19 protein-coding genes and 1 riboswitch are annotated in these 19,920 nt (G+C 36.6%); of the genes, 14 read left to right on the top strand and 5 right to left on the bottom strand.

Annotated features, from left to right (window positions below; all coding sequences use genetic code 11):
• Positions 1-98: 98 nt before the first annotated feature.
• On the bottom strand, positions 99-1,283 hold the full coding sequence (gene gltS, locus NSQ95_RS19220; RefSeq protein ID WP_340885815.1) for a sodium/glutamate symporter: 1,185 nt from the start codon (positions 1,281-1,283) through the stop codon (positions 99-101).
• A gap of 9 nt (positions 1,284-1,292) precedes the next feature.
• Positions 1,293-2,222 carry a formimidoylglutamase gene (hutG, locus tag NSQ95_RS19215; protein WP_340881255.1) on the bottom strand — a complete coding sequence of 310 codons (930 nt, stop codon included), beginning with the start codon at positions 2,220-2,222 and terminating at the stop codon, positions 1,293-1,295.
• Between the two features lie 117 nt (positions 2,223-2,339).
• Between hutG and NSQ95_RS19210 the strand changes: the two genes are divergently transcribed.
• Positions 2,340-3,218 carry a LysR family transcriptional regulator gene (locus NSQ95_RS19210; RefSeq protein WP_340881257.1) on the top strand — a complete coding sequence of 293 codons (879 nt, stop codon included), beginning with the start codon at positions 2,340-2,342 and terminating at the stop codon, positions 3,216-3,218.
• Positions 3,219-3,492: 274 nt separating this feature from the next.
• The gene (locus NSQ95_RS19205) at positions 3,493-5,052 is read left to right on the top strand and encodes a malate:quinone oxidoreductase (protein WP_340881258.1); all 1,560 of its coding nucleotides are present in this window, start codon (positions 3,493-3,495) and stop codon (positions 5,050-5,052) included.
• 104 nt (positions 5,053-5,156) lie between these two features.
• Here the strand turns inward: NSQ95_RS19205 and NSQ95_RS19200 are convergent, their stop codons facing one another.
• Entirely contained in the window at positions 5,157-6,572 is a 1,416-nt protein-coding gene (locus NSQ95_RS19200; protein ID WP_340881260.1) for a LysM peptidoglycan-binding domain-containing protein, read from the bottom strand.
• A 349-nt stretch (positions 6,573-6,921) separates the two neighbouring features.
• Here NSQ95_RS19200 and NSQ95_RS19195 point away from each other — a divergent pair, with 349 nt between their 5' ends.
• On the top strand, positions 6,922-7,143 hold the full coding sequence (locus NSQ95_RS19195) for a transcriptional regulator SplA domain-containing protein (protein ID WP_340881262.1): 222 nt from the start codon (positions 6,922-6,924) through the stop codon (positions 7,141-7,143).
• A 12-nt stretch (positions 7,144-7,155) separates the two neighbouring features.
• A complete protein-coding gene (splB, locus tag NSQ95_RS19190) occupies positions 7,156-8,184 on the top strand; it encodes a spore photoproduct lyase (RefSeq protein ID WP_340881263.1) in 1,029 nt (342 codons plus the stop codon).
• A 113-nt stretch (positions 8,185-8,297) separates the two neighbouring features.
• Here splB and pgeF read toward each other — a convergent pair whose 3' ends face one another.
• Positions 8,298-9,059 carry a peptidoglycan editing factor PgeF gene (gene pgeF, locus NSQ95_RS19185; protein ID WP_342560089.1) on the bottom strand — a complete coding sequence of 254 codons (762 nt, stop codon included), beginning with the start codon at positions 9,057-9,059 and terminating at the stop codon, positions 8,298-8,300.
• Positions 9,060-9,362: 303 nt separating this feature from the next.
• On the opposite strand from pgeF, the gene safA reads away from it, so the two are divergent.
• From safA to NSQ95_RS19145, 8 genes are all read left to right on the top strand, one after another.
• Positions 9,363-9,968, top strand: coding sequence for a SafA/ExsA family spore coat assembly protein (safA, locus tag NSQ95_RS19180; protein ID WP_340881266.1), 606 nt, complete (start codon positions 9,363-9,365; stop codon positions 9,966-9,968).
• A 298-nt stretch (positions 9,969-10,266) separates the two neighbouring features.
• Positions 10,267-11,241: a M23 family metallopeptidase gene (locus NSQ95_RS19175; protein WP_342560088.1), complete on the top strand. Its 975-nt coding sequence runs from the start codon at positions 10,267-10,269 to the stop codon at positions 11,239-11,241.
• A 135-nt stretch (positions 11,242-11,376) separates the two neighbouring features.
• A riboswitch (Lysine riboswitch) is annotated at positions 11,377-11,559 on the top strand.
• A 127-nt stretch (positions 11,560-11,686) separates the two neighbouring features.
• Entirely contained in the window at positions 11,687-12,523 is an 837-nt protein-coding gene (locus NSQ95_RS19170) for a transporter substrate-binding domain-containing protein (RefSeq protein ID WP_340881270.1), read from the top strand.
• Positions 12,524-12,627: 104 nt separating this feature from the next.
• Positions 12,628-13,389 (top strand): amino acid ABC transporter permease, encoded by a 762-nt coding sequence (locus tag NSQ95_RS19165; RefSeq protein WP_169359780.1) that lies wholly within the window; start codon positions 12,628-12,630, stop codon positions 13,387-13,389.
• A 17-nt stretch (positions 13,390-13,406) separates the two neighbouring features.
• Positions 13,407-14,141 carry an amino acid ABC transporter ATP-binding protein gene (locus tag NSQ95_RS19160; protein ID WP_340881273.1) on the top strand — a complete coding sequence of 245 codons (735 nt, stop codon included), beginning with the start codon at positions 13,407-13,409 and terminating at the stop codon, positions 14,139-14,141.
• A gap of 168 nt (positions 14,142-14,309) precedes the next feature.
• Entirely contained in the window at positions 14,310-15,110 is an 801-nt protein-coding gene (locus tag NSQ95_RS19155) for an alpha/beta hydrolase (protein ID WP_340881275.1), read from the top strand.
• 18 nt (positions 15,111-15,128) lie between these two features.
• A complete protein-coding gene (locus NSQ95_RS19150) occupies positions 15,129-16,103 on the top strand; it encodes a sensor domain-containing diguanylate cyclase (protein WP_340881276.1) in 975 nt (324 codons plus the stop codon).
• An 11-nt stretch (positions 16,104-16,114) separates the two neighbouring features.
• Positions 16,115-16,825, top strand: coding sequence for a GNAT family N-acetyltransferase (locus NSQ95_RS19145; protein WP_340881278.1), 711 nt, complete (start codon positions 16,115-16,117; stop codon positions 16,823-16,825).
• Between the two features lie 54 nt (positions 16,826-16,879).
• On the opposite strand, the gene NSQ95_RS19140 is transcribed toward NSQ95_RS19145, so the two are convergent.
• The gene (locus NSQ95_RS19140; RefSeq protein ID WP_342560087.1) at positions 16,880-17,215 is read right to left on the bottom strand and encodes a heme oxygenase; all 336 of its coding nucleotides are present in this window, start codon (positions 17,213-17,215) and stop codon (positions 16,880-16,882) included.
• Between the two features lie 264 nt (positions 17,216-17,479).
• Here NSQ95_RS19140 and NSQ95_RS19135 point away from each other — a divergent pair, with 264 nt between their 5' ends.
• Positions 17,480-18,646, top strand: coding sequence for a TraB/GumN family protein (locus NSQ95_RS19135; RefSeq protein ID WP_340881282.1), 1,167 nt, complete (start codon positions 17,480-17,482; stop codon positions 18,644-18,646).
• A gap of 238 nt (positions 18,647-18,884) precedes the next feature.
• Positions 18,885-19,895, top strand: a complete 1,011-nt coding sequence (locus NSQ95_RS19130; RefSeq protein ID WP_342560086.1) for an EAL domain-containing protein — start codon at positions 18,885-18,887, stop codon at positions 19,893-19,895.
• Positions 19,896-19,920: the final 25 nt, after the last annotated feature.

Genomic DNA, 19,920 nt, shown 5'->3' with positions numbered 1-19,920 from the left:
GGAAGTCAAGATTTGCTTCGAGATAACTATTTTGAATAACCTATTCCAATAAGAAAACGCAAACCTTTGATGTTCAAAGGATTGCGCTTTTATTTTGTCTATTTAAACAAATTAATTGTAGTAATAATAATCGGCATACCAAACACGTCTATTAAGAAGGCGCCAACGATTGGTACTATTAAGAACGCCTTTCGGGATGGTCCAAATTTTGAAACTACTGCTGACATATTGGCCATTGCGTTAGGTGTTGCTCCGAGCCCATGGCCAAGGAAGCCTGCTACCATAATGGCAGCATCATAATTTTTTCCTAATAAACGGAAAAGAACGATTACCGCGAATAATACAATGAAGATTACTTGCGCTAATATGATGACAAACAACGGAAGGGCTAAGTCTGCTACTTCCCAGAGCTTGATGCTCATCAGTGCCATAGATAGGAAAATACCAAGAGAGATATCTCCTATTAAATTAATTTCCTTCATATTAATTAAATCAGGATTAAAACGGTCTAAAATGTTACGAACAATTACAGCTACGAACATAGCCCCTACATAGCCCGGTAAAACAAAACCAGTCATATTAGAGAACCATTCACCAACATATGTACCAACAGCCATACAGAAGGTAATTAAGAAGACTTGTACCATAAAAGATTTCTCGGTAATTTCGTGCTGTGCTTTTTCTACATATTCTTCTGTTTCTTCAGAAGCTGGCTTTAAGTTGAACTTGCGTATTAAATATTGAACGACTGGACCACCAACAAGAGCACCAGCAATTAAACCACATGTAGCGGCAGCCATACCAATTGATATAGCAGACGGAATTCCAAGGCTTTCAATGGTTTCTCCATATGCAGCAGCAGCTCCATGTCCCCCCTCCATGGAAACAGCTCCTGCCATCACACCAATCAGAGGGTGAATATCCATTACTTTTGCCAATGAGACACCAATTACGTTTTGCATTAAAGCTAGAAATCCACAAGCTAACCAATATATGACGAGTAGTTTTCCGCCTAATTTTACAAGCTTAAAGCTTGCCCCTAATCCAATTGTTGTGAAAAAGGTAATCATGAAAATAGACTGAAGGGAAGTGTCTAATGTTATATCAAGAATGTCGAAACTTTTTAACACCGTTGCTAAAATCGCAAAGATTAAGCCGCCAACTACCGGTGCTGGAATACAAAAACGGTTTAACCATCCAATTCTTTTTACTAAAAATGTACCGATTAAAAATAAAGCCACTGCTAGACTGAGCGTTGTAATTTGATTTAATACCATACGTATCCCCCTTGTTTATTCGAAACTATTCATAATTACTTCATTGATATAGTAAGCTCCCAATTTTGCCGTCCGGTTATCTACATCAAGTAAAGGGTTGACCTCACAAATACTAAAGCTGACTGTTTTTTTATGAGAAGCCATTTGGCGTAGAATGTCTCGGACCTTTACAGCTGATAAGCCAAATGGAGACGGTGCACTGACTCCAGGCGCTTCAGCTGCATTTAAAACATCCATACAAAGTGTAACGAGTAACACATCATGTGTATCCATAAAGTTATGTAACTCTATAGTAAACGAAGGAAAGTCCAGCTGTTCATCTGTAAAATAGGTTACCTTATACTGATCTGCTATATTAAATAAGGCCGTGGTATTGCCATATTGTTGAATACCGCAAACGAAATAATGTGCATTTGGATCCTCATCTAAAATTTGCTTAAACATAGTGCCTGAGGAAGTCTGTTTATCGTATGAACGCATGTCAAAGTGTGCATCTATATTAAGTATTCCAATGGACGCATCGGGGCCAAATGCTTTTCGCACACCTAGATACTGTCCATATAATGTTTCATGTCCACCACCAAGTACGATTGCCTTTCCACTGGATAAAATATTGGCCACCTTTTCTCCGAGTTCAATCTGAGCTTGCTCTAATTCATTGCCCTCGCAAATAACATTCCCATAGTCTATTAAAGCGTTTTCATGAACGGCATGACGCCAAGGTAATGTTGCTAGCTGCTTGCGTAAAGCTAGAGGCGCATTTTTGGCTCCAATTCGTCCATTGTTACGGTGTACTCCTTCATCACAAGCAAAGCCAATTACACCGACTTTCCCTTGAGTCTTTAGAGACGCCAACCGAACTACTTGATGATAACGGTAGTAAGTGTGGTCTGACTCATGATCCACCCGACCTTGCCATACTTTTAAATCTGTAGGTTTATGCATATTTCCACCCTCATTTATCTAAAAAATCATATTGTTAGTATAATTTTAAATATTTATAATAACCAATATTAATTTTTTATATTATAATAGTTTAAAACTATAAATGGGGGTGAAGAGATGGATTTACGAAAGATGTATTACTTCAATGCCACCGTAAAATATCGCAGCTTTTCCAGGGCAGCTAAGGCCTTGCACATTTCTCAGCCTTCATTAAGTAACGCCATTAAGGCACTTGAACAAGAAATGGATACTCCGTTAATAGAAAGAACAACAAAGCAGTTTCAATTAACAGAAATGGGACAGCAGTTTTGGGAACGGTCGAAAGGCTTAGTTGCTCAGTTCGAGGTCATGCAAACGGAGTTAAGGGAGCTCTCAAAAGGAGAACAATTAGAAATAAGATTAGGGGTAATCGAATCGGCAAATTATTGGTTGTCACAGGTCATTACAGATTATCAGAAGCTATACCCATCCAATCAGCTTACTTTAATTGACACGCTGTATAATCAAACAGTAAGACAAGCATTACTAGGCTTACATGTGCATGGAGTAATTACAAACCAGCACATTGTGGATGAAGAAATACAAAGTGAATTATTGTACAACGAACCATATGTTGTACTTATAAAAAAAGATCATCCTTTTGCACAAAAAGAACAGCTTATGCTTAAGGATTTTACCGAGGAACCATTAATCATAGGGATGCCGGAGTTTCAAACAAGTGCCCAAATATTAAAAGCATTTGAACAGGAAAATGTAACACCCCATATATCATATAAAATAGAAAGATTTGAAATGATAAAAGTATTAGTAGAGGAAGGTTTAGGAATTGCGATTCTACCCCAAAATTATGTTACACAACATCTCTCTGACTCGCTACTAACACGCCCTGTTCATAGTGCATATTTAAATCGGAACGTGTATTTAAGCACCATGAGGGGCCGTACATTTTCCAAGAGTATTTTAGTGCTATTCGAACTCATAAAGAAGATGCATTGACGGTTGGTAATTACTTTATTTATCAATTAGATGGAGGAGGGAATAAACAATGGGGAGGAGACAGTTTGGGTTTGTTTAGTCCCATTAATCTAAATTAATTCACAATTTCTACACACTTTAAAAAAATCATTAATTATATTATAATAGAATAGATATTCTGAACTTATAAACAAATTTAAAGCAATAGTCACGGTTATATAGAGTCAGAAGCAGAGTTAACTAACTCTTTGTTTTCGTAACGTTAACAAGGCTTCTGCAAATATAAAGTATAGGGATGGTAAAAGTGAGCAACACAGAAACTAAAACAGATGTTATCTTAATTGGTGCCGGTATTATGAGCGCGACTTTAGGAACGCTTTTAAAAGAATTAGTACCGGAGTGGGATATAAAAGTATTTGAGAAGCTTGACAGTGCAGGCGAAGAAAGCTCAAATGAATGGAATAATGCGGGAACAGGACATGCAGCTCTTTGTGAGCTAAACTACACTTCTGTAAGACCAGATGGTTCTATTGATATCACAAAAGCAATCAATGTAAACGAACAGTTTCAGGTTTCTATGCAATTTTGGTCTCATCTTGTAAAAAGTAATTTAATCAAAAATCCTCAGGACTTTATTATGCCATTGCCACATATGAGTATGGTTCAGGGGACAGAAAATGTGGAGTTCTTGAAAAAACGCTTTGAAGCGATGACTCAAAATCCATTATTTGAAGGAATGGAATTCTCTGATGATCCAGCACAGTTAAAAGAATGGATTCCATTGATCATGGAAAACCGTACGGCTAATGAAGCGATTGCTGCAACTAAAATTGACTCTGGTACAGATGTTAACTTTGGGGCATTGACTCGTATGTTGTTCGATCACTTAAAGACTAAAAATGTTAAGGTCAATTATAAGTCTAGTGTAGAGAATTTAAACCGTACGCCAGATGGCAAATGGGAAGTAAAAGTGAAAAACCTTGCAGAAGGCAAAATTGAGAATCATAAAGCAAAATTCGTTTTTGTTGGTGGTGGAGGCGGAAGTCTACATCTCTTACAAAAATCGGGTATTCCTGAAGGGAAACATATCGGGGGCTTCCCAGTAAGCGGTATATTCATGGTATGTAACAATCCTGAAATAGTTGCGAAGCATCATGCTAAGGTATATGGTAAAGCTGCTGTTGGGGCTCCGCCAATGTCTGTACCTCATTTGGATACTCGTTTTATTGATAATAAAAAATCACTACTATTTGGACCTTTCGCAGGTTTCTCACCGAAGTTCCTAAAAACTGGATCGATGATGGATTTAGTAACTTCTGTTAAGCCACATAATCTCTTTACAATGCTAGCAGCAGGAGCAAAAGAGATGTCTCTAACAAAATATTTGGTACAACAGGTTATGCTGTCTAAAGAACAACGCTTGGAAGAGCTACGAATCTTTATCCCAGATGCTAAAGCAGAGGATTGGGACTTAGTTGTAGCAGGCCAACGTGTACAAGTCATCAAGGACACTGAAGCTGGAGGAAAAGGAACTCTTCAATTTGGTACAGAAGTTATCACTTCAGAGGATGGTTCCATTGCAGCCTTATTAGGTGCTTCTCCAGGTGCCTCTACTGCAGTACCAGTTATGTTGGACGTCCTTAAACGATGCTTCCCAGATCATATAACGGAGTGGGAGCCAAAAATAAAAGAGATGATTCCATCTTACGGTATGTCTCTTATGAACAACCCAGAGCTACTTAAGGATGTACATGCAGAAACTGCAGAAACACTTCGACTAAAAGTAGACCAAAAGGTAGCAGAGAACATGGAACCTTTGGAAGACGTTAGTGAAGTTATAGACGATATAGTCTAAGCATTATTTATAGATCATCAAGAACCTACCAACTTCTATAGATGGTAGGTTCTTTTCTTTTTTATAGACTTATCGCTCAATATCTAAATGAGAGGAGATTGGCTTTAATCTTTTATTTTCTTTACTTCAAAGTTGTCATCTAACAATACCCAGTTTTGAGGGAAGGAGTAACCTAACACCCAATAACTAATGCCTCTCAAACGATATTGTTTGACTAAATTAAATTTAGCCTGAGCACTTCGAGCATCCTCAAACCAAACCTCATGCTTTTGTCCCTGCTCATCTGTGTAATTAAAAAAAGGTGATTGAGCCACTGTATCAAACTGTATTCTTGCTCCGTATTGGGTAGCCAATGTTATTGCATCCTGCGGGCTAAAGGTCTCTGCAATTTGCCCAGCCTGATGAGGAATTCGCCAGTCTCTTGCATATATTTGAAAGCCTAAAAATAGTTTGTCTGCAGGAATAACAGTTAAAGCATATTCTACTACCTTTTTCATTTGATTGACAGGGGAGATCGCTTGAGGAGATGCACCGCGCCAACCCCATTCATACGTCATTAGGATCACAAAATCTGCAATTTTTCCATGTGCTTCATAATCATGTGCTTCATATAGCAAGCCGGACTGAGTCTCGCTAACTTTAGGAGCCACTGCAGTGGAAACAAAGTACCCTTTAGGATGAAGTGTATCTACTGCTAGCTGGAGAAAGGACGTATAAGCATCTCTGTCTTCTGGTAAAACGTTTTCCAGGTCAATATTCAATCCTCTATAACCCTTATCCTCCATAATCTGAAGAATGTTTGTCATCAATTTCTTTAATATATCTGGATTAGAGAAAATGACATGCATGAGATTAGTTCCAGCCTCAGTAGATGAAAAATTGGTGACCACCATCATTGGTACAATATTGTCGGTAATAGCTGCTTCTATTAACAGTTCGTCCTGTAAGGGCTCTAAATCTCCACTTTCTGTAAGCTTGTAAGCAAAGGGACTAATATAGGTAAGTAGAGATTGAAGACTGTTTACCGTCTTGACGGCATCCTCTTCTTTCTGATAGGTATAGGCGTTCACTTCGATTAATGGCTTGACTCTAGGAATGATTAGTTGTGTTCCTGGATATAGGAGGCCAGGCGTTTGTATTCTATTTTGATTAATAAGTGCTTGAATAGTAGTACCATAAAGGCTAGCAATTTGTCGTAGTGTTTCACCAGGCTGCACAACATGAATGATAGGAGGAATAAAAATTCGCTCACCAGGATATAAGAGATTTGGGTTTGCAAGTCTGTTAGAAAGAAGAATAGATTGTTCCGTAATACCATACTGTTGTGCAATTGACCAAAGAGTTTCGCCAGTTTGAACTGTATGATATATTCCATAAATAGGAATAATAAGTGATTGACCAACCAATAGAGTATTTGGATCAGGTAATTGGTTCGCTTGTAAAATCGCATTTACATCTATTTGATACCGATTAGCAATTTCCCAAAGCGTATCTCCATTATTAACGACATATATAATCAATGGGCAGCTCCTTTTTTCTTAGGTTTACTAAAGCATATGTTTAGTTAACCGAATATAAATGTAGAACTTATACTTTTTTAAAATTCTCCTATTTATTTTTTCTGAGGGATGGTCTGTCTGAATGAAATAAGGATTAAAACATTCCTTGGTTACCGCAATATATGTAGCGAATCACTAATTTCTTTATATTTAATATGTTGTAGGGTCTTTTAAAGAGGAATTATGAAATTGATTTCAATAAAAAAACCATATTCGATTTAGCGAATATGGTTTTTTCAATTGTATTTATTACATAAATTCTCTTAGGAAAGCCAAGCTAGTTAAAAAGCTAGGAGTGTGAGAGAAGCAAATGGAAGATTATACAGCAGGAGATATCGTTTATGTTTTTTATAGAAACCCCCATATTCAAAGTGTCGCTAACATTCAATCGGCGGCAGTAGTTAATGATCCAGATAATCCGGATGGACTAGCTGTTTTTGTATATGAAACGTATTACCCTTTAACAGCTGATATGGCTATTTATACAAGTGCCTATGAAGCAGAGCAAGCGTATCGTCACTATTTTCAATAATGGAGGTTGAACATGAGAAAACCATTTACACCTCAGCTTGTGTATTTTGAGCCAAAGGCGCTGGATTATCCACTAGGTAGAGAACTGAAAGAAAAGTTTGAGAAGATGGGAAAAGAAATTCATTACACAACCTCTCATAACCAAATACGTAACCTTCCTGGCGATAATGACTTTCAAAAATACCGTATTGCTAAGTCTACCCTAGTTGTAGGAATACGAAAAACCTTGAAATTTGATACCTCGAAGCCTTCTGCGGAATATGCCATTCCTTTTGCTACTGGTTGTATGGGGCATTGCCATTATTGCTATTTACAAACAACGATGGGGACCAAACCTTATATCCGTACATATGTGAATGTAGACGAAATTCTCGGAGCAGCTGATCAGTATATGGAAGAACGTGCGCCGGAAATCACAAGATTCGAAGCATCCTGTACCTCTGATATCGTGGGAATAGATCATTTAACTCATACCTTAAAAAGAGCGATTGAACATTTTGGTAAATCGGAATTCGGTAGACTACGATTTGTGACAAAATTTCACTTTGTAGATCATTTATTGGATGCAAAGCATAATGGAAAAACCAGATTTCGCTTTAGTGTAAATGCAGATTATGTGATTAAAAATTTTGAGCCTGGTACTTCTCCATTAGACAAGAGGATTGAGGCTGCAGGAAAGGTTGCGAGAGCAGGATATCCACTTGGGTTCATTGTCGCTCCTATATATCTTCATGAAGGGTGGAAAGAAGGGTATTATCATATGTTTGAACGATTAGATGCAGAGCTTCCGAAGGATGCACGAGATGATATTACCTTTGAATTCATCCAGCATCGTTTTACGAAGCCAGCTAAAAAGGTAATCGAAAAAAACTACCCAATGACTAAGCTTGAACTGGACGAAGAATCCCGAAGAATAAAATGGGGGAAGTATGGTATAGGAAAATACATTTATCAAAAAGAAGAAGAGGAAGACATCAAAGAGCATCTATATAGTTATATGGAAAAGTTCTTTCCTAATGCAAAATTTGAATACTTTACTTAAAAAAACAGCCCAATTCTGTGAAGAACCGGGCTGTTTAAATGAAGCTTGAGTAACATTTTTAGTAATGAGACGTCTATTAATTGATTAAAGAGATTACAGCCTATTTTAGAAAGTTATTTCTTCCTCATTATAAAACTTAAATGTCTCCCAGTATTTCTATCCTCTCGGTAAGAGAAGCCATCTGGACTTAAAAAAGTACATGTGCGATCTATAGAAATCTGTTCAAGCGGTATACCAGCCAGTTCACACTGCTTTTGAACGGTCAATTGATTATCGATATGATATTTACCTGTTTCTTCTCTGTAATACATAAAGTCATCTGCATACCCTAGGTTCTTAAATTTTGTGTAGACATCTTCATCCACTTCAAACTTTTCTTGGCTTAGTGCAGTGCCTATTTGTACATGAAAGTCAGCTGGGTTGCATTGTTCGTGTGTTTTCAGATGCTCAAATAGTTGGCTTGTAATTTCCTTGATGGTTCCTTGCCAACCAGAGTGAATGACTCCAATAAGCCCATTAGTTTCATTATAAAAAATGACTGGTACGCAATCTGCTGTAAAACTGCATAACAATAGGTTTGGTTCAAATGTGTAAAGAGCGTCTGTGTCCTTAATAGCAGTTTCCAAAAGCGTTGCTCCATGCCCTTTATCAATCGCAGTAACTTTATAGAAATTTGCACTATGGGTTTGATTGGCACAAACGAAATTATCTAAACTGCAATTGATCTGGGCCGCTAATTTCTTGCGATTTTCTATTATGTGTAGTGGATTTTCACAGATGTGTAAGGCCATATTGTTCTCTTCCCAAGCAGTAGGGTCTTTCATAGTTGTTCCAGAGAGAAAACGTTCGTTGTTTAAATAATTTTTAATATTCATATAATCACCTGTTTTTAATATATCTTAAACACTCATTGTTGTATAGGACAGTAGACTTAACCTAACTTTTAAAAAAACGGAAAAATTATAAAAAGAATTTGTCTATAGAGGAATTTTCCTCCTTGAATATTTCAAAAGTGTTACCTTTGAACCAATTATTTTCCCCATACTATCAAGCTTTCTCTTTTATTTGTTTTTCTTTGTAATCTAACTGTAAAATTACATCCAATTATTAAGGGGTGATTTATAGGACTTTTTTATTTTACTATATTAATAGAGTAAAAAAAAGAAAGGAAGATTACCTTGTTTAGAACCAAATTAAAAGTTGCTGCAGTAGCAGTCGCAATTTCTTTATTATTACCACTAACTGCATTTGCAGCTAATACCTATACCGTTGTATCAGGAGATTCTCTATGGAAAATAGCAGTAAAAACACAAACTGGAGTTTCAGAATTAATTGAGAAAAATCCTCAGTTAGAAAATCCAAATCTTATTTATCCAGGACAAAAAATAAATGTTCCTACAAAAGATTCTTATAACATTGAACAAGATGTAATTAAACTGGTAAATGTTGAAAGAGCAAATGCTGGCCTGTCTCCATTAAGCTATGACTGGGAGCTAGGAAGAGTGGCACAATATAAATCACAAGATATGCACGATCAAAAATATTTTAGCCATACAAGTCCTGTTTATGGAACTCCATTTACAATGATGAAGAATTTTGGAATTAGCTATAAATCAGCAGGAGAAAATATCGCACAAGGTCAAACGACTGCGAAAGCAGTAGTTAACGCTTGGATGAATAGTGAAGGACATAGAGCCAATATCTTAAACAAAAACTATACTCATATTGGGGTAGGTTACGTGAAAGACGGAAACTATTGGACTCAAATGTTTATACAAAAATAATTGATTTAGGGTGGGAATGACTACGCAAGATTGTCATTTCCACTCTTTTAGTTTAAGGCCTATGTCTACCCTTCAAAGTGTAGATGTAGGCTATTCTCAATTTCTATTTATGTTCCATGTGAAACTTTTCCTTCGATATCAACAATACAAAAAAGAAATAAATAAAATCAACAAAAGGAAACGGAGAATCTACACCCTCGTTTCCTTTTACTTTTCATATTAAGTGAAACCTTAGTTAACTTTTTCCGTATTACATGATAAATACTGACAGTGTTATAAATTGGAGGTAAACAGAGCCATGAATGTAGAGGAATTTATAACTCCAGAAAGGTTTGGAGAAGTATTCTTATATGGAAACCATGAAGAAATTTATAACCAATGCGTTAAAGAATTTAAAGAGCTAGTATCACTGGACCAATTTACTGATTTAGCCATTTCCTTTAATCACGGTGTTGAAAGCTACCAAATGTATAAAAAGATCGAAATGGGTTATTCAACTCAGTATTTATGGTTAGATAACAATAAGGAGAGAATAGTTAGTGTAACCTTTGATACGGCTAACTACATCCAGGGCATAGTATTAAAACCTTATGTAACCTTCCCTAAAAGCGATCAACGTTACACCAAAAATAAATATATAATGCCTATTAAAGAAGAATGGCTTGTTTTCTGGGGTGGGACGAATGAATTTCTTAATTATCATTACGTTTATGAATCTCAGCGCTATGCATATGATTTAGTGAGGATGAAGGATGGTCAGACGTATAAGGATAGATTACTCAATGAAAGTTACTATGCTTTTGATAAAGAGGTAGTTGCGCCAGCAGACGGTAAGGTAGTAAAGGTTATGAATAATATTGTAGATAATATTCCCGGAGAAATGAATGAAAAAGAACCAGCCGGAAACTATGTCATTTTGGAGCATAAAAATAGAGAATATAGCTTGCTTGCGCATTTTAAACAATATTCTATAGTAGTAAAAGAAGGAGACGCGGTGAAGCAGGGACAAACAATTGGCCTTTGTGGAAATTCTGGAAACTCCTCTGAGCCTCATATACATTTTCAGGTGATGGATTCGTCTGATTATGTGAACTGCCATTCTATACGTATAAGTTTCAATGATGGGATTGAGCCAATTCAAGGCGATACAGTAACGACATACAAACCGAACGAAAAGTCAAAAATGGATGTCTTTGATAAAGTGGAAAATACATTTACTTTAGCAGATTTTTTCTTATTTATTCCCCGTATTATTGGTTCATTTTTTAAATAAGACTGTTCGTTTCTATTTAGAATAATGAAGTTTTAAAAATAGTAATATTTTGATTAATCAATAGAATGTTTGTTGACAGATGAAAATCTCTATTGTAGACTATGAACAACTAATTGAATATAACCTCGCTTTTATAAGTGAGGTAGAGGCGCGATATTTAACAGTCCTTAGAGGAGCTTGAGATGCTTAGATACTAAGGAGAAGGAAATGTCGCCGAAGCTTGTAATAAACTCATTATTACATGCTGGGTCTGCAGTGAAGAATTGCAGGACTGTCCGTTATAAACGTCCCGGTTTATAATGGTGTGCTATCTCATGGGGAAAAGTAGAGGATTTAGGGCAACCATACATTATGACCTGAGTCTACCTCAAGTCTTTTTTTGTACAGTTGTCCTTTTTGTATGGTTGCATACATATAATAACTTTAAAAAAGGAGATTACTAGAGATGAAAAAGAGACTATTTACATTAACATTTTTACTATCCATTTTTTTATTGCTTGCTGCTTGTGGAACTAAAGAGGAAGAAAGCAGTGGATCAGCATCTGCTCAAGATACATTTACTGTAGGACTTGAGGCAGGATATGCCCCCTTCAACTGGACTCAAATGGACGACAAAAACGGTGGAGTAAAATTGGACGGTAACGCAGAGTATGCTGGTGGATACGATGTAGAAATTGCTAAAAAAATTGCAGAAGGCTTAGGTAAAGAACTGGTAATCGTTAAAACCGAATGGGACGGTCTAGTTCCAGCTTTAACTTCGGGTAAGATTGATGCAATTATTGCTGGAATGTCACCAACAGCAGAGCGTAAAAAAACAATCGATTTCTCTGAAAACTATTATACTTCCAACTTTGTTATGGTTGTAAAAAAGGGCGGAAAATTTGAGGGTGCCACTTCCATTCAAGACTTTAATGGAGCAAAAGTCACAGGCCAATTAAATACTTCTCACTACGGAGTGATAGACCAAATTAAAGGTGTAAAAAAACAGCCTGCATCAGATAACTTTCCAGCAATGCGTGTAGCACTGGAATCTGGTATGATCGACGGTTATGTATCTGAACGTCCAGAAGGAATTAGTGCTTCCTCTGCAAATGACAACTTCAGCATGGTTGAATTCGAAGAAGGATTTGTTGCAGATGAAGAAGAAACAGCTGTTGCAGTAGGATTGAAAAAAGGTAGCGATTTAACAGATAAAATAAATGAAATATTAGCAGGAATTTCAGAAGAAGAGCGTCAAGAAATTATGGATAATGCTATTTCCAATCAACCAGCTGCAGAATAAGTATACTAACGGCTGCTAATAAAAGCAGCCGTTTCATTTTTTAAAGTACTTACGCAATTGGTTAGTGGATGTTCGAGGCAACAGAAAGTGTAAGGAGGAAGACAATGAGTTTAGAATGGATTATCTCCATTATCACCAATAACTGGCCGATGTTTTTGCGTGGAGCAGGAGTAACCCTGTTGATTTCTATTATAGGAACTATTGTAGGAGCAATCATTGGATTATTAGCAGGCGTTATTAGGACCATCCCACTACCTGAAAAGAGGGTAAGTAGATATTTTTTAAAGCTGGTTAATCTTATTCTGTCCATCTATATAGAATTCTTCCGAGGGACACCAATGATCGTCCAAGCTATGGTCATCTTTTATGGATCATCACTGGCCTTTGGGTTAGATATGGATCGTTTACTAGCAGCAATTTTTATTGTATCTATTAATACGGGAGCGTATATGGCTGAAATTGTTCGGGGGGGAGTCATTTCAATTGATAAGGGACAATTTGAGGCATCACAAGCGATAGGGATGAATCACATTCAAACTATGCTATATGTTGTGTTACCCCAGGTTATCCGTAACATACTTCCAGCAACGGGCAACCAATTCATCATTAATATTAAAGATACCTCTGTTTTAAATGTGATAGGGGTAACGGAATTATACTTCCAAACGAAGTCTGTAGCTGGAAACAATTTCAGATATTTTGAGTCATTCTTTGTAGCTTGTATTTTATACTTCATCATGACGTTTGCGGTTACATTAATTTTACGACATTTTGAAAAGAAACTAGATGGACCCGAAAATTACACTGTCATTGGTCAGCCTATGCAAATGGCTGTACTGCCAAAAGGTCCTTATGAAAACAAGTAAACAAAGGAGGAGCAAATATGGAACACGTAATTGATATTCAACATCTAAGCAAATCCTTTGGAGCACATGCAGTTTTAAAAGATATAAATTTCTCTGTAAAAAAAGGTGAGGTTGTATGTATCATAGGCTCTTCAGGATCGGGCAAATCAACACTTCTGCGATGTGTTAATTTATTGGAAAAGCCTAGTGGGGGACAAATTATTTATAAAGGAAATAATATTTTAGATAATAAGCATGATATCAATTCCTATAGGACAAAGCTTGGTATGGTATTTCAGCAGTTTAATTTGTTTAATAATCATAATGTATTAAGCAACTGTTCAGTTGGACAGGTAAAGGTATTAAAACGTTCTAAGGAAGAAGCCGAAAAAGTTGCGATGAAATATTTAAAGGTGGTAGGCATGGATGGCTACGTCAATGCTAAGCCAAAGCAATTGTCTGGTGGACAAAAGCAGAGAGTAGCTATTGCACGAGCTTTGTCTATGGATCCTGATGTAATGCTGTTTGATGAGCCTACATCTGCACTTGATCCAGAAATGGTCGGTGAGGTATTAAAAGTTATGAAAGAGCTTGCGAATACTGGCCTGACCATGTTGATTGTTACGCATGAAATGGAATTTGCCAAGGAAGTCTCTGATCGTATAGTCTTCATGGACAAAGGAGTCATTGCAGAGGAAGGACCTCCAGACCAAATATTTAACCATCCTTTACAGGATCGAACGAGGGAATTTTTAAAAAGAACAAGGAAGTAGACTCTAGGATGTTAGTAGCATTTCATTCTTTTACCTAGAATAAAATTCAATAAAATAGTATATTGGTAATATATACATTGGTTAAATTATCAAATCTATGTAAGGCTTCCCTTTCAAAAGAAAAGGAAGCCTTTTATATAAGGTATGAAATAAACTAGAGGTGTTCCTATGAGTGAAGTATTAAAACGTAATAATGTAAAAGTAATTGGAAATAAGGAAAAAGTAATCATGTTTGCGCATGGCTTTGGATGTGACCAAACGATGTGGAGGCATATTATTCCTTCATTTTTGAATGACTATAAAATTGTATTATTTGATTATGTTGGTTCCGGTGAATCGGATTTAAGTGTTTATAATGCAGAGAAATACGCCTCGCTTAAAGGCTATGTCCGAGACGTCTTAGACATAGTAGAGGCATTGGAATTGAGAGACGTTATATTTGTAGGTCATTCGGTAAGCTCCATGATTGGTATGTTAGCAGCGATTCAAAAGCCGGATGTTTTTCAGAAGTTGGTTATGATTGGACCATCTCCGAGATATCTTAATGATCACGAGTATTACGGTGGATTCGATGAAAGAGATATCCACGAGATGCTAGATATGATGGAGATGAATTTTATAGGGTGGGCAAGCTATATGGCTCCAATAGTGGCTGCCACTGAAAAACACCCCGCGGTAGCAAAGGAAGTAGAAAAAAGTTTTAGTTCAACAAATCCGAAGATAACAAAACAATTTGCAGAGGTGACCTTCTTTTCTGACCATCGTAAAGATTTAGAGAAATCATCTATTCCGGTGCTAATCATTCAATGCTCAGAAGACAGTATTGTTCCTATTCAGGTAGGAGAATATTTACACCGTCATATAGAGAATAGTGAATTTAAGATAATGGATGTAAAGGGTCATTATCCTCACCTAAGTCACCCGTGTGAAACAGCAGAGCTCATTAAAGAGTATCTATACCAGGTGTAGGGAAGGGAATGACATTTTATGGAGGAACGTTTGGATTTGGCACCTTGTGGCTATGTCACTATTAGTCAAGAAGGTATGCTAATTGATATGAATAAAACCTTTCTTCAAATGATAGGGTTTTCCTTTGACGATCTTTCTCAAAAACATATAGAAACAATCATGTCTAAAACGAATCAGTTTATATTCCATACTTATTTTTATCCTTATATACGATTATATGGACATATGGAAGAATTATTTCTTAGTCTACAGCATAAGGATGGGCAGAGCATTCCTGTGTTGTTAAACGGGAAAAAAGCTACTCGAGAGGGTGCAGATGTAATTGACTGTGTATTAGTTTCTATGGGAAAACGAATAGGATATGAACAAGAAATAAGGCTAGCCAAAAAGCAATTAGAGGAAGCATTTCGAGAAAAAGAACTTGCTCTTTCTAAATTAGAAGAGCTTCATGAAGAAATAGAGGAAAAGCAAGAAAAGCTACTTGAACTAAATAGAAAGCTAGAGAGATTAGCTATAACTGATAAATTGACTGGTTTAAAAAACCGTCGTTATTTTCATATCAAGCTAGAAGAGATGATCATACATTACGAGCAGAAAGGACAGGCTTTTTCCTTATGCTTAATAGATATCGATCATTTTAAGCAAGTGAACGATACTTGGGGTCACACAATGGGAGATCAAGTGCTAGAGCAACTAGCTAAAATAGCCGAAGTAACAGTACGTCCAGCGGATACATTACTTAGATACGGAGGGGAGGAGTTTATCGTTCTTCTCCCGTTTACTAATGCACAACAGGCTAAAAACCAGGGAGAACGTTTAAGGCAGGAAATAGAAGCAGCAAATTGGGTGATAGGTGAAGTGACGATAAGCATGGGGATAGCAACATATACATCCGAAGACACGCATGCAAGCGTGGTAGAGAAGGCTGATCAAGCGTTATATTATTCCAAGCGAAATGGTAGAAACAGAATTACGCATATAGACGACTTATAGGGGGCGCACAGATGGTTGCTTTTAACGTCATAAAAAAAGACCAGGAATACTGGCTTGCCGATCAAATAAAAATGAGTCAATCTAAAGAAGAATATTGGGCAGAACTAAAAAATATTTTAGCAGATTGGGAAAGCAATCAGGTAAATTATCTGTCGCTTCTGATGGATGCGGAGTATGAGGAACAATTATTAAATGAAGGTTTTCATAAGGTTTCTTCCGTGGTGGAATATACAAGAACACTAGAAGAACACTTTATTTTAGATAGTTCTATTTTTGTGCAATCTCTTTCGGATAGCTTGATGAGGGATGAGGAATTTGCCAAACTATATGATGCATGTCGAAGCGGATCTGCGAACAAAAATAATTTATTCTCTATTGATCAAATTATGGATGCCTTCTTAAATGAGTTAGGTTCTAACTGGCGTAACCATTGTCATATCTTCTATAAAGCAAAAGAACCTTTGGGTATCAGTATTCCTCATATAGAAGACGGAACTACTGAGGAAGGTAGATTGTTTTACTTTGGAGTAACTCCAGAGCATAGAGGTAAAGGTTTAGGGAAGGTACTTCACTTATATTCATTAGAGCTTTTAAAGAATATGCATGCGACATATTATGTAGGTAGTACAGATGAGAACAATGAATACATGATTCGGATTTTTAAAGCCAATGGATGCTTATTAAGGGATAAAAAAGGAATCTATCGTATCGATAATCGATAAATAAATGCAAAGGAGCAAGCGATATAACATCACTTGCTCCTTTTAATAATTTATTTAGTTGGAAATTGCTCCAACAGTAGAAGCCACTTTAGAAATGATTAACTCGCTACCTAATAGTGGAGATTCTTTCGATGCTTCTGCAGAACCTGGTTCTGGACGTTTATGTGCTGCCTTGAAGAGGTCGCTATTTTTCCATGCTTGGAAGCTTTCTTCGTTTTCCCAATACATATTGACATTCATTTCATCATATTCAGTGGTACCCTGTGTAATAGTAACCTCCACTTTTACGAAGCCTTCCATTTCTTGAAGTGGGCTTGGCTTTGTAAAGTTTGGAGCCATTCTTTCTGCAAATCCTGGTTTTGTTTTAATACGATTCGTAACGATAATCATTAGACATTCTCCTCTTTATAACTTATTTAAATCAATGTAAGTATAACATTTCAATCTCAAATTTAAACGTTTCATGTACTAAGAAGAATCTTAAAATACAAGGGGAAAAACTCAAAATAAACAGATTAGGTTACGATTAAATCTCCTATTTTTTTGTATAAACAAATTGAATTTTATGCCCAAGTACTTCATTATTATAGATACAAGTCTTTACATGCTCAGTCGACTATGTAAAGAAATACATTTACACGAAGGAAGTAGTTTATGTCGGAAGCAAATATAACTCGTTTAGAGGTCGATGGCAAGGAAATTATTTTGATTGGTACTGCTCACGTTTCAAGGTTAAGTGCTGAGCAGGTGAAAGAAGTGATTGAAAAAGAAAAACCGGATTCCGTGTGTATAGAGTTGGACGAACAGAGATATCAATCTATTACAGATAATAACAAATGGAAAGAGACAGATATTTTTAAAATCATAAAAGAGAAGAAAGCAACATTGCTATTGATGAACTTAGCTATTTCTTCCTTTCAAAACCGTATGGCGAAGCAGTTTGATATTAAACCCGGCCAGGAAATGATTCAAGGGATAGAGAGTGCAAAAGAAAATGGCGCAGAACTTGTACTAGCTGATCGTAATATCCAAATAACATTTTCACGTATCTGGCATAATCTTGGTTGGCTTGGTAAGTCTCAGCTCCTAACGTCAGTATTTTATAGCATTTTTAGTAAAGATACCATTTCAGAAGAAGAGCTAGAGAATATGAAGTCACAAGACACTCTCAACGCAGTGCTTGCAGAATTCACAGAGTCATTTCCAAGGTTGAAAACACCATTAATCGATGAAAGAGACCAGTTCTTAGCTCAAAAGATTAAGGAAGCTCCAGGGAAAAAAGTTGTAGCAGTTTTAGGGGCCGCTCATGTTCCGGGGATTACAAAAGAAATATACAAGCATCAAGATTTAGAAAGACTATCTGCTGTCCCTCCGAAATCTATTTTACCTAAAATCATTGGATGGTCCTTGCCTATCCTTTTAATAGCTTTGGTTGCTTATACTTTTATAGCTAATCCTACGGCAGGATGGGACCAAGCATGGAGCTGGATTATTTGGACGGGATCCATGGCAGCAATAGGAGCAATTGTAGCATTAGGTCATCCTTTAGCTGTAGTTACAGCATTTATCGTGGCACCAATAACCGCACTCCATCCTATATTAGCCTCTGGTTGGTTTTCAGGATTAGTGCAGGCTTATATGAAACGACCAACGATAGGGGATTTTGAAAGGCTGTCCGAAGATGTATTTACGATAAAAGGATTCTGGAAAAATAAGGTGACAAGAGTCTTGCTAGTTTTAGTGTTAACTAACCTGTTTGGTTCTCTCGGCACAATTATCGGTGGTGCTGATGTCATCAGAGTATTCTTTAAAAACCTATAAAGACCTTAAAGGAGGAGCCTGAGATGCGCTTCTCTTTTTTTGTGTTTCCTTATCGGACAGCCATTGAATGTGTTTATGAATTTTGAAATTACTTTTTGTTGCTACTCCCATCCTCCTATATTTATTTAATAATCATCAATCAAAGACTTCTGATTATGCATGTAACAAAATATTTAATATAATCATTATAATAGGAAAAAATACATAATTATGAATAGTATTATAGGTAGGAGGGATTATGTTGGAATGTAGCGGTTGTGCTGTAAGAGATTTGATAGTTGAGTTCAAAATGGACGGTGACCTGAATAATCAGGTGTTCCCGGATATAATAGAGTTTATTCAAAGTAGGATATTAAAGTTAGAAGAGAATAATCGTTATTTTACTCTTCGCGAGAATGATGCGAAGGATTTTGTTGACTATAGTATAGATCATTTAGATATTTCGAAGATTTCCTTTAAGATTCCAAATAGGGATTGGCAACCTTTCTATAAGATAGAGGAATTATTTGAGGTAGAGTGGGTGGACAGAGTAATTAGGAACGAACAAGTAATTTGCTATTATCAGCCAATTGTAGATAAAAATAATAAGATATATGCCTATGAAATTCTTTCTAGATTTTTAGATGAGGGTGGGGAAATCTTATATCCTGGCCAGGTTTTTAGCGCTGCTAAAGAGAGAGGACGACTGTATGCGTTAGACCGGATTTGTAGAATGACTGCTGTAAAGTATGCTGCAAAGCTAGTCAATAAAAAAGCGTTCATCAATTTTATACCAACCTCTATCTATTCGCCTGAGCATTGTCTTAAATCCACCAACGAGTTAGCCGATCGTCTAGGTGTTAACCCTAAAAGCTTGGTTTTTGAAGTTGTAGAAACCGAAAAAATAGAAGACGTTAACCACTTAAAAAAGATCATGGCCTTTTATAAAGCAAGGGGCTACCAATATGCCTTAGACGATGTAGGAGAAGGACATAGCACTCTGCAAATGCTAGAGGATATTAAGCCCCATTATATGAAGCTGGACATGAAATATGTTCAAGGGGTGACCTCTGATAAAGAGAAACAAAGAGTAGCATTGCAATTTTTAGAAACAGCATTAGAAATCGATTCTATCCCATTAGCAGAAGGAGTAGAACAAAAAGAGGATTTTGAATGGCTGAAAGACGCAGGCTATCAATTATTTCAAGGATACTACTTTGGAAAACCTCTCCCGCATCCATTGGAGACTTCCATGGAATATAGTGATTAAGAACAAAAAAACCGAGCAAAATATA

The sequence above is a fragment of the Psychrobacillus sp. FSL W7-1457 genome (assembly GCF_038593405.1).
Classification (GTDB): Bacteria; Bacillota; Bacilli; order Bacillales_A; family Planococcaceae; genus Psychrobacillus.
The sequence above is the reverse complement of the archived record's forward strand: the minus strand, read 5'-3'. Positions and strand labels throughout refer to the sequence as shown.

Excerpts from the sequence above, each read along its gene's own strand:
- splB (WP_340881263.1), top strand. The coding sequence starts at position 7,156 with ATGAGAAAACCATTTACACCTCAGCTTGTGTATTTTGAGCCAAAGGCG.
- NSQ95_RS19155 (WP_340881275.1), top strand. The coding sequence starts at position 14,310 with ATGAGTGAAGTATTAAAACGTAATAATGTAAAAGTAATTGGAAATAAG.
- NSQ95_RS19145 (WP_340881278.1), top strand. The coding sequence starts at position 16,115 with ATGGTTGCTTTTAACGTCATAAAAAAAGACCAGGAATACTGGCTTGCC.
- NSQ95_RS19210 (WP_340881257.1), top strand. The coding sequence starts at position 2,340 with ATGGATTTACGAAAGATGTATTACTTCAATGCCACCGTAAAATATCGC.
- NSQ95_RS19205 (WP_340881258.1), top strand. The coding sequence starts at position 3,493 with ATGGTAAAAGTGAGCAACACAGAAACTAAAACAGATGTTATCTTAATT.
- NSQ95_RS19150 (WP_340881276.1), top strand. The coding sequence starts at position 15,129 with ATGGAGGAACGTTTGGATTTGGCACCTTGTGGCTATGTCACTATTAGT.
- NSQ95_RS19195 (WP_340881262.1), top strand. The coding sequence starts at position 6,922 with ATGGAAGATTATACAGCAGGAGATATCGTTTATGTTTTTTATAGAAAC.
- hutG (WP_340881255.1), bottom strand. The coding sequence starts at position 2,222 with ATGCATAAACCTACAGATTTAAAAGTATGGCAAGGTCGGGTGGATCAT.
- NSQ95_RS19135 (WP_340881282.1), top strand. The coding sequence starts at position 17,480 with ATGTCGGAAGCAAATATAACTCGTTTAGAGGTCGATGGCAAGGAAATT.
- NSQ95_RS19165 (WP_169359780.1), top strand. The coding sequence starts at position 12,628 with ATGAGTTTAGAATGGATTATCTCCATTATCACCAATAACTGGCCGATG.
- NSQ95_RS19130 (WP_342560086.1), top strand. The coding sequence starts at position 18,885 with ATGTTGGAATGTAGCGGTTGTGCTGTAAGAGATTTGATAGTTGAGTTC.
- NSQ95_RS19175 (WP_342560088.1), top strand. The coding sequence starts at position 10,267 with ATGAATGTAGAGGAATTTATAACTCCAGAAAGGTTTGGAGAAGTATTC.
- NSQ95_RS19160 (WP_340881273.1), top strand. The coding sequence starts at position 13,407 with ATGGAACACGTAATTGATATTCAACATCTAAGCAAATCCTTTGGAGCA.
- pgeF (WP_342560089.1), bottom strand. The coding sequence starts at position 9,059 with ATGAATATTAAAAATTATTTAAACAACGAACGTTTTCTCTCTGGAACA.
- NSQ95_RS19140 (WP_342560087.1), bottom strand. The coding sequence starts at position 17,215 with ATGATTATCGTTACGAATCGTATTAAAACAAAACCAGGATTTGCAGAA.
- NSQ95_RS19170 (WP_340881270.1), top strand. The coding sequence starts at position 11,687 with ATGAAAAAGAGACTATTTACATTAACATTTTTACTATCCATTTTTTTA.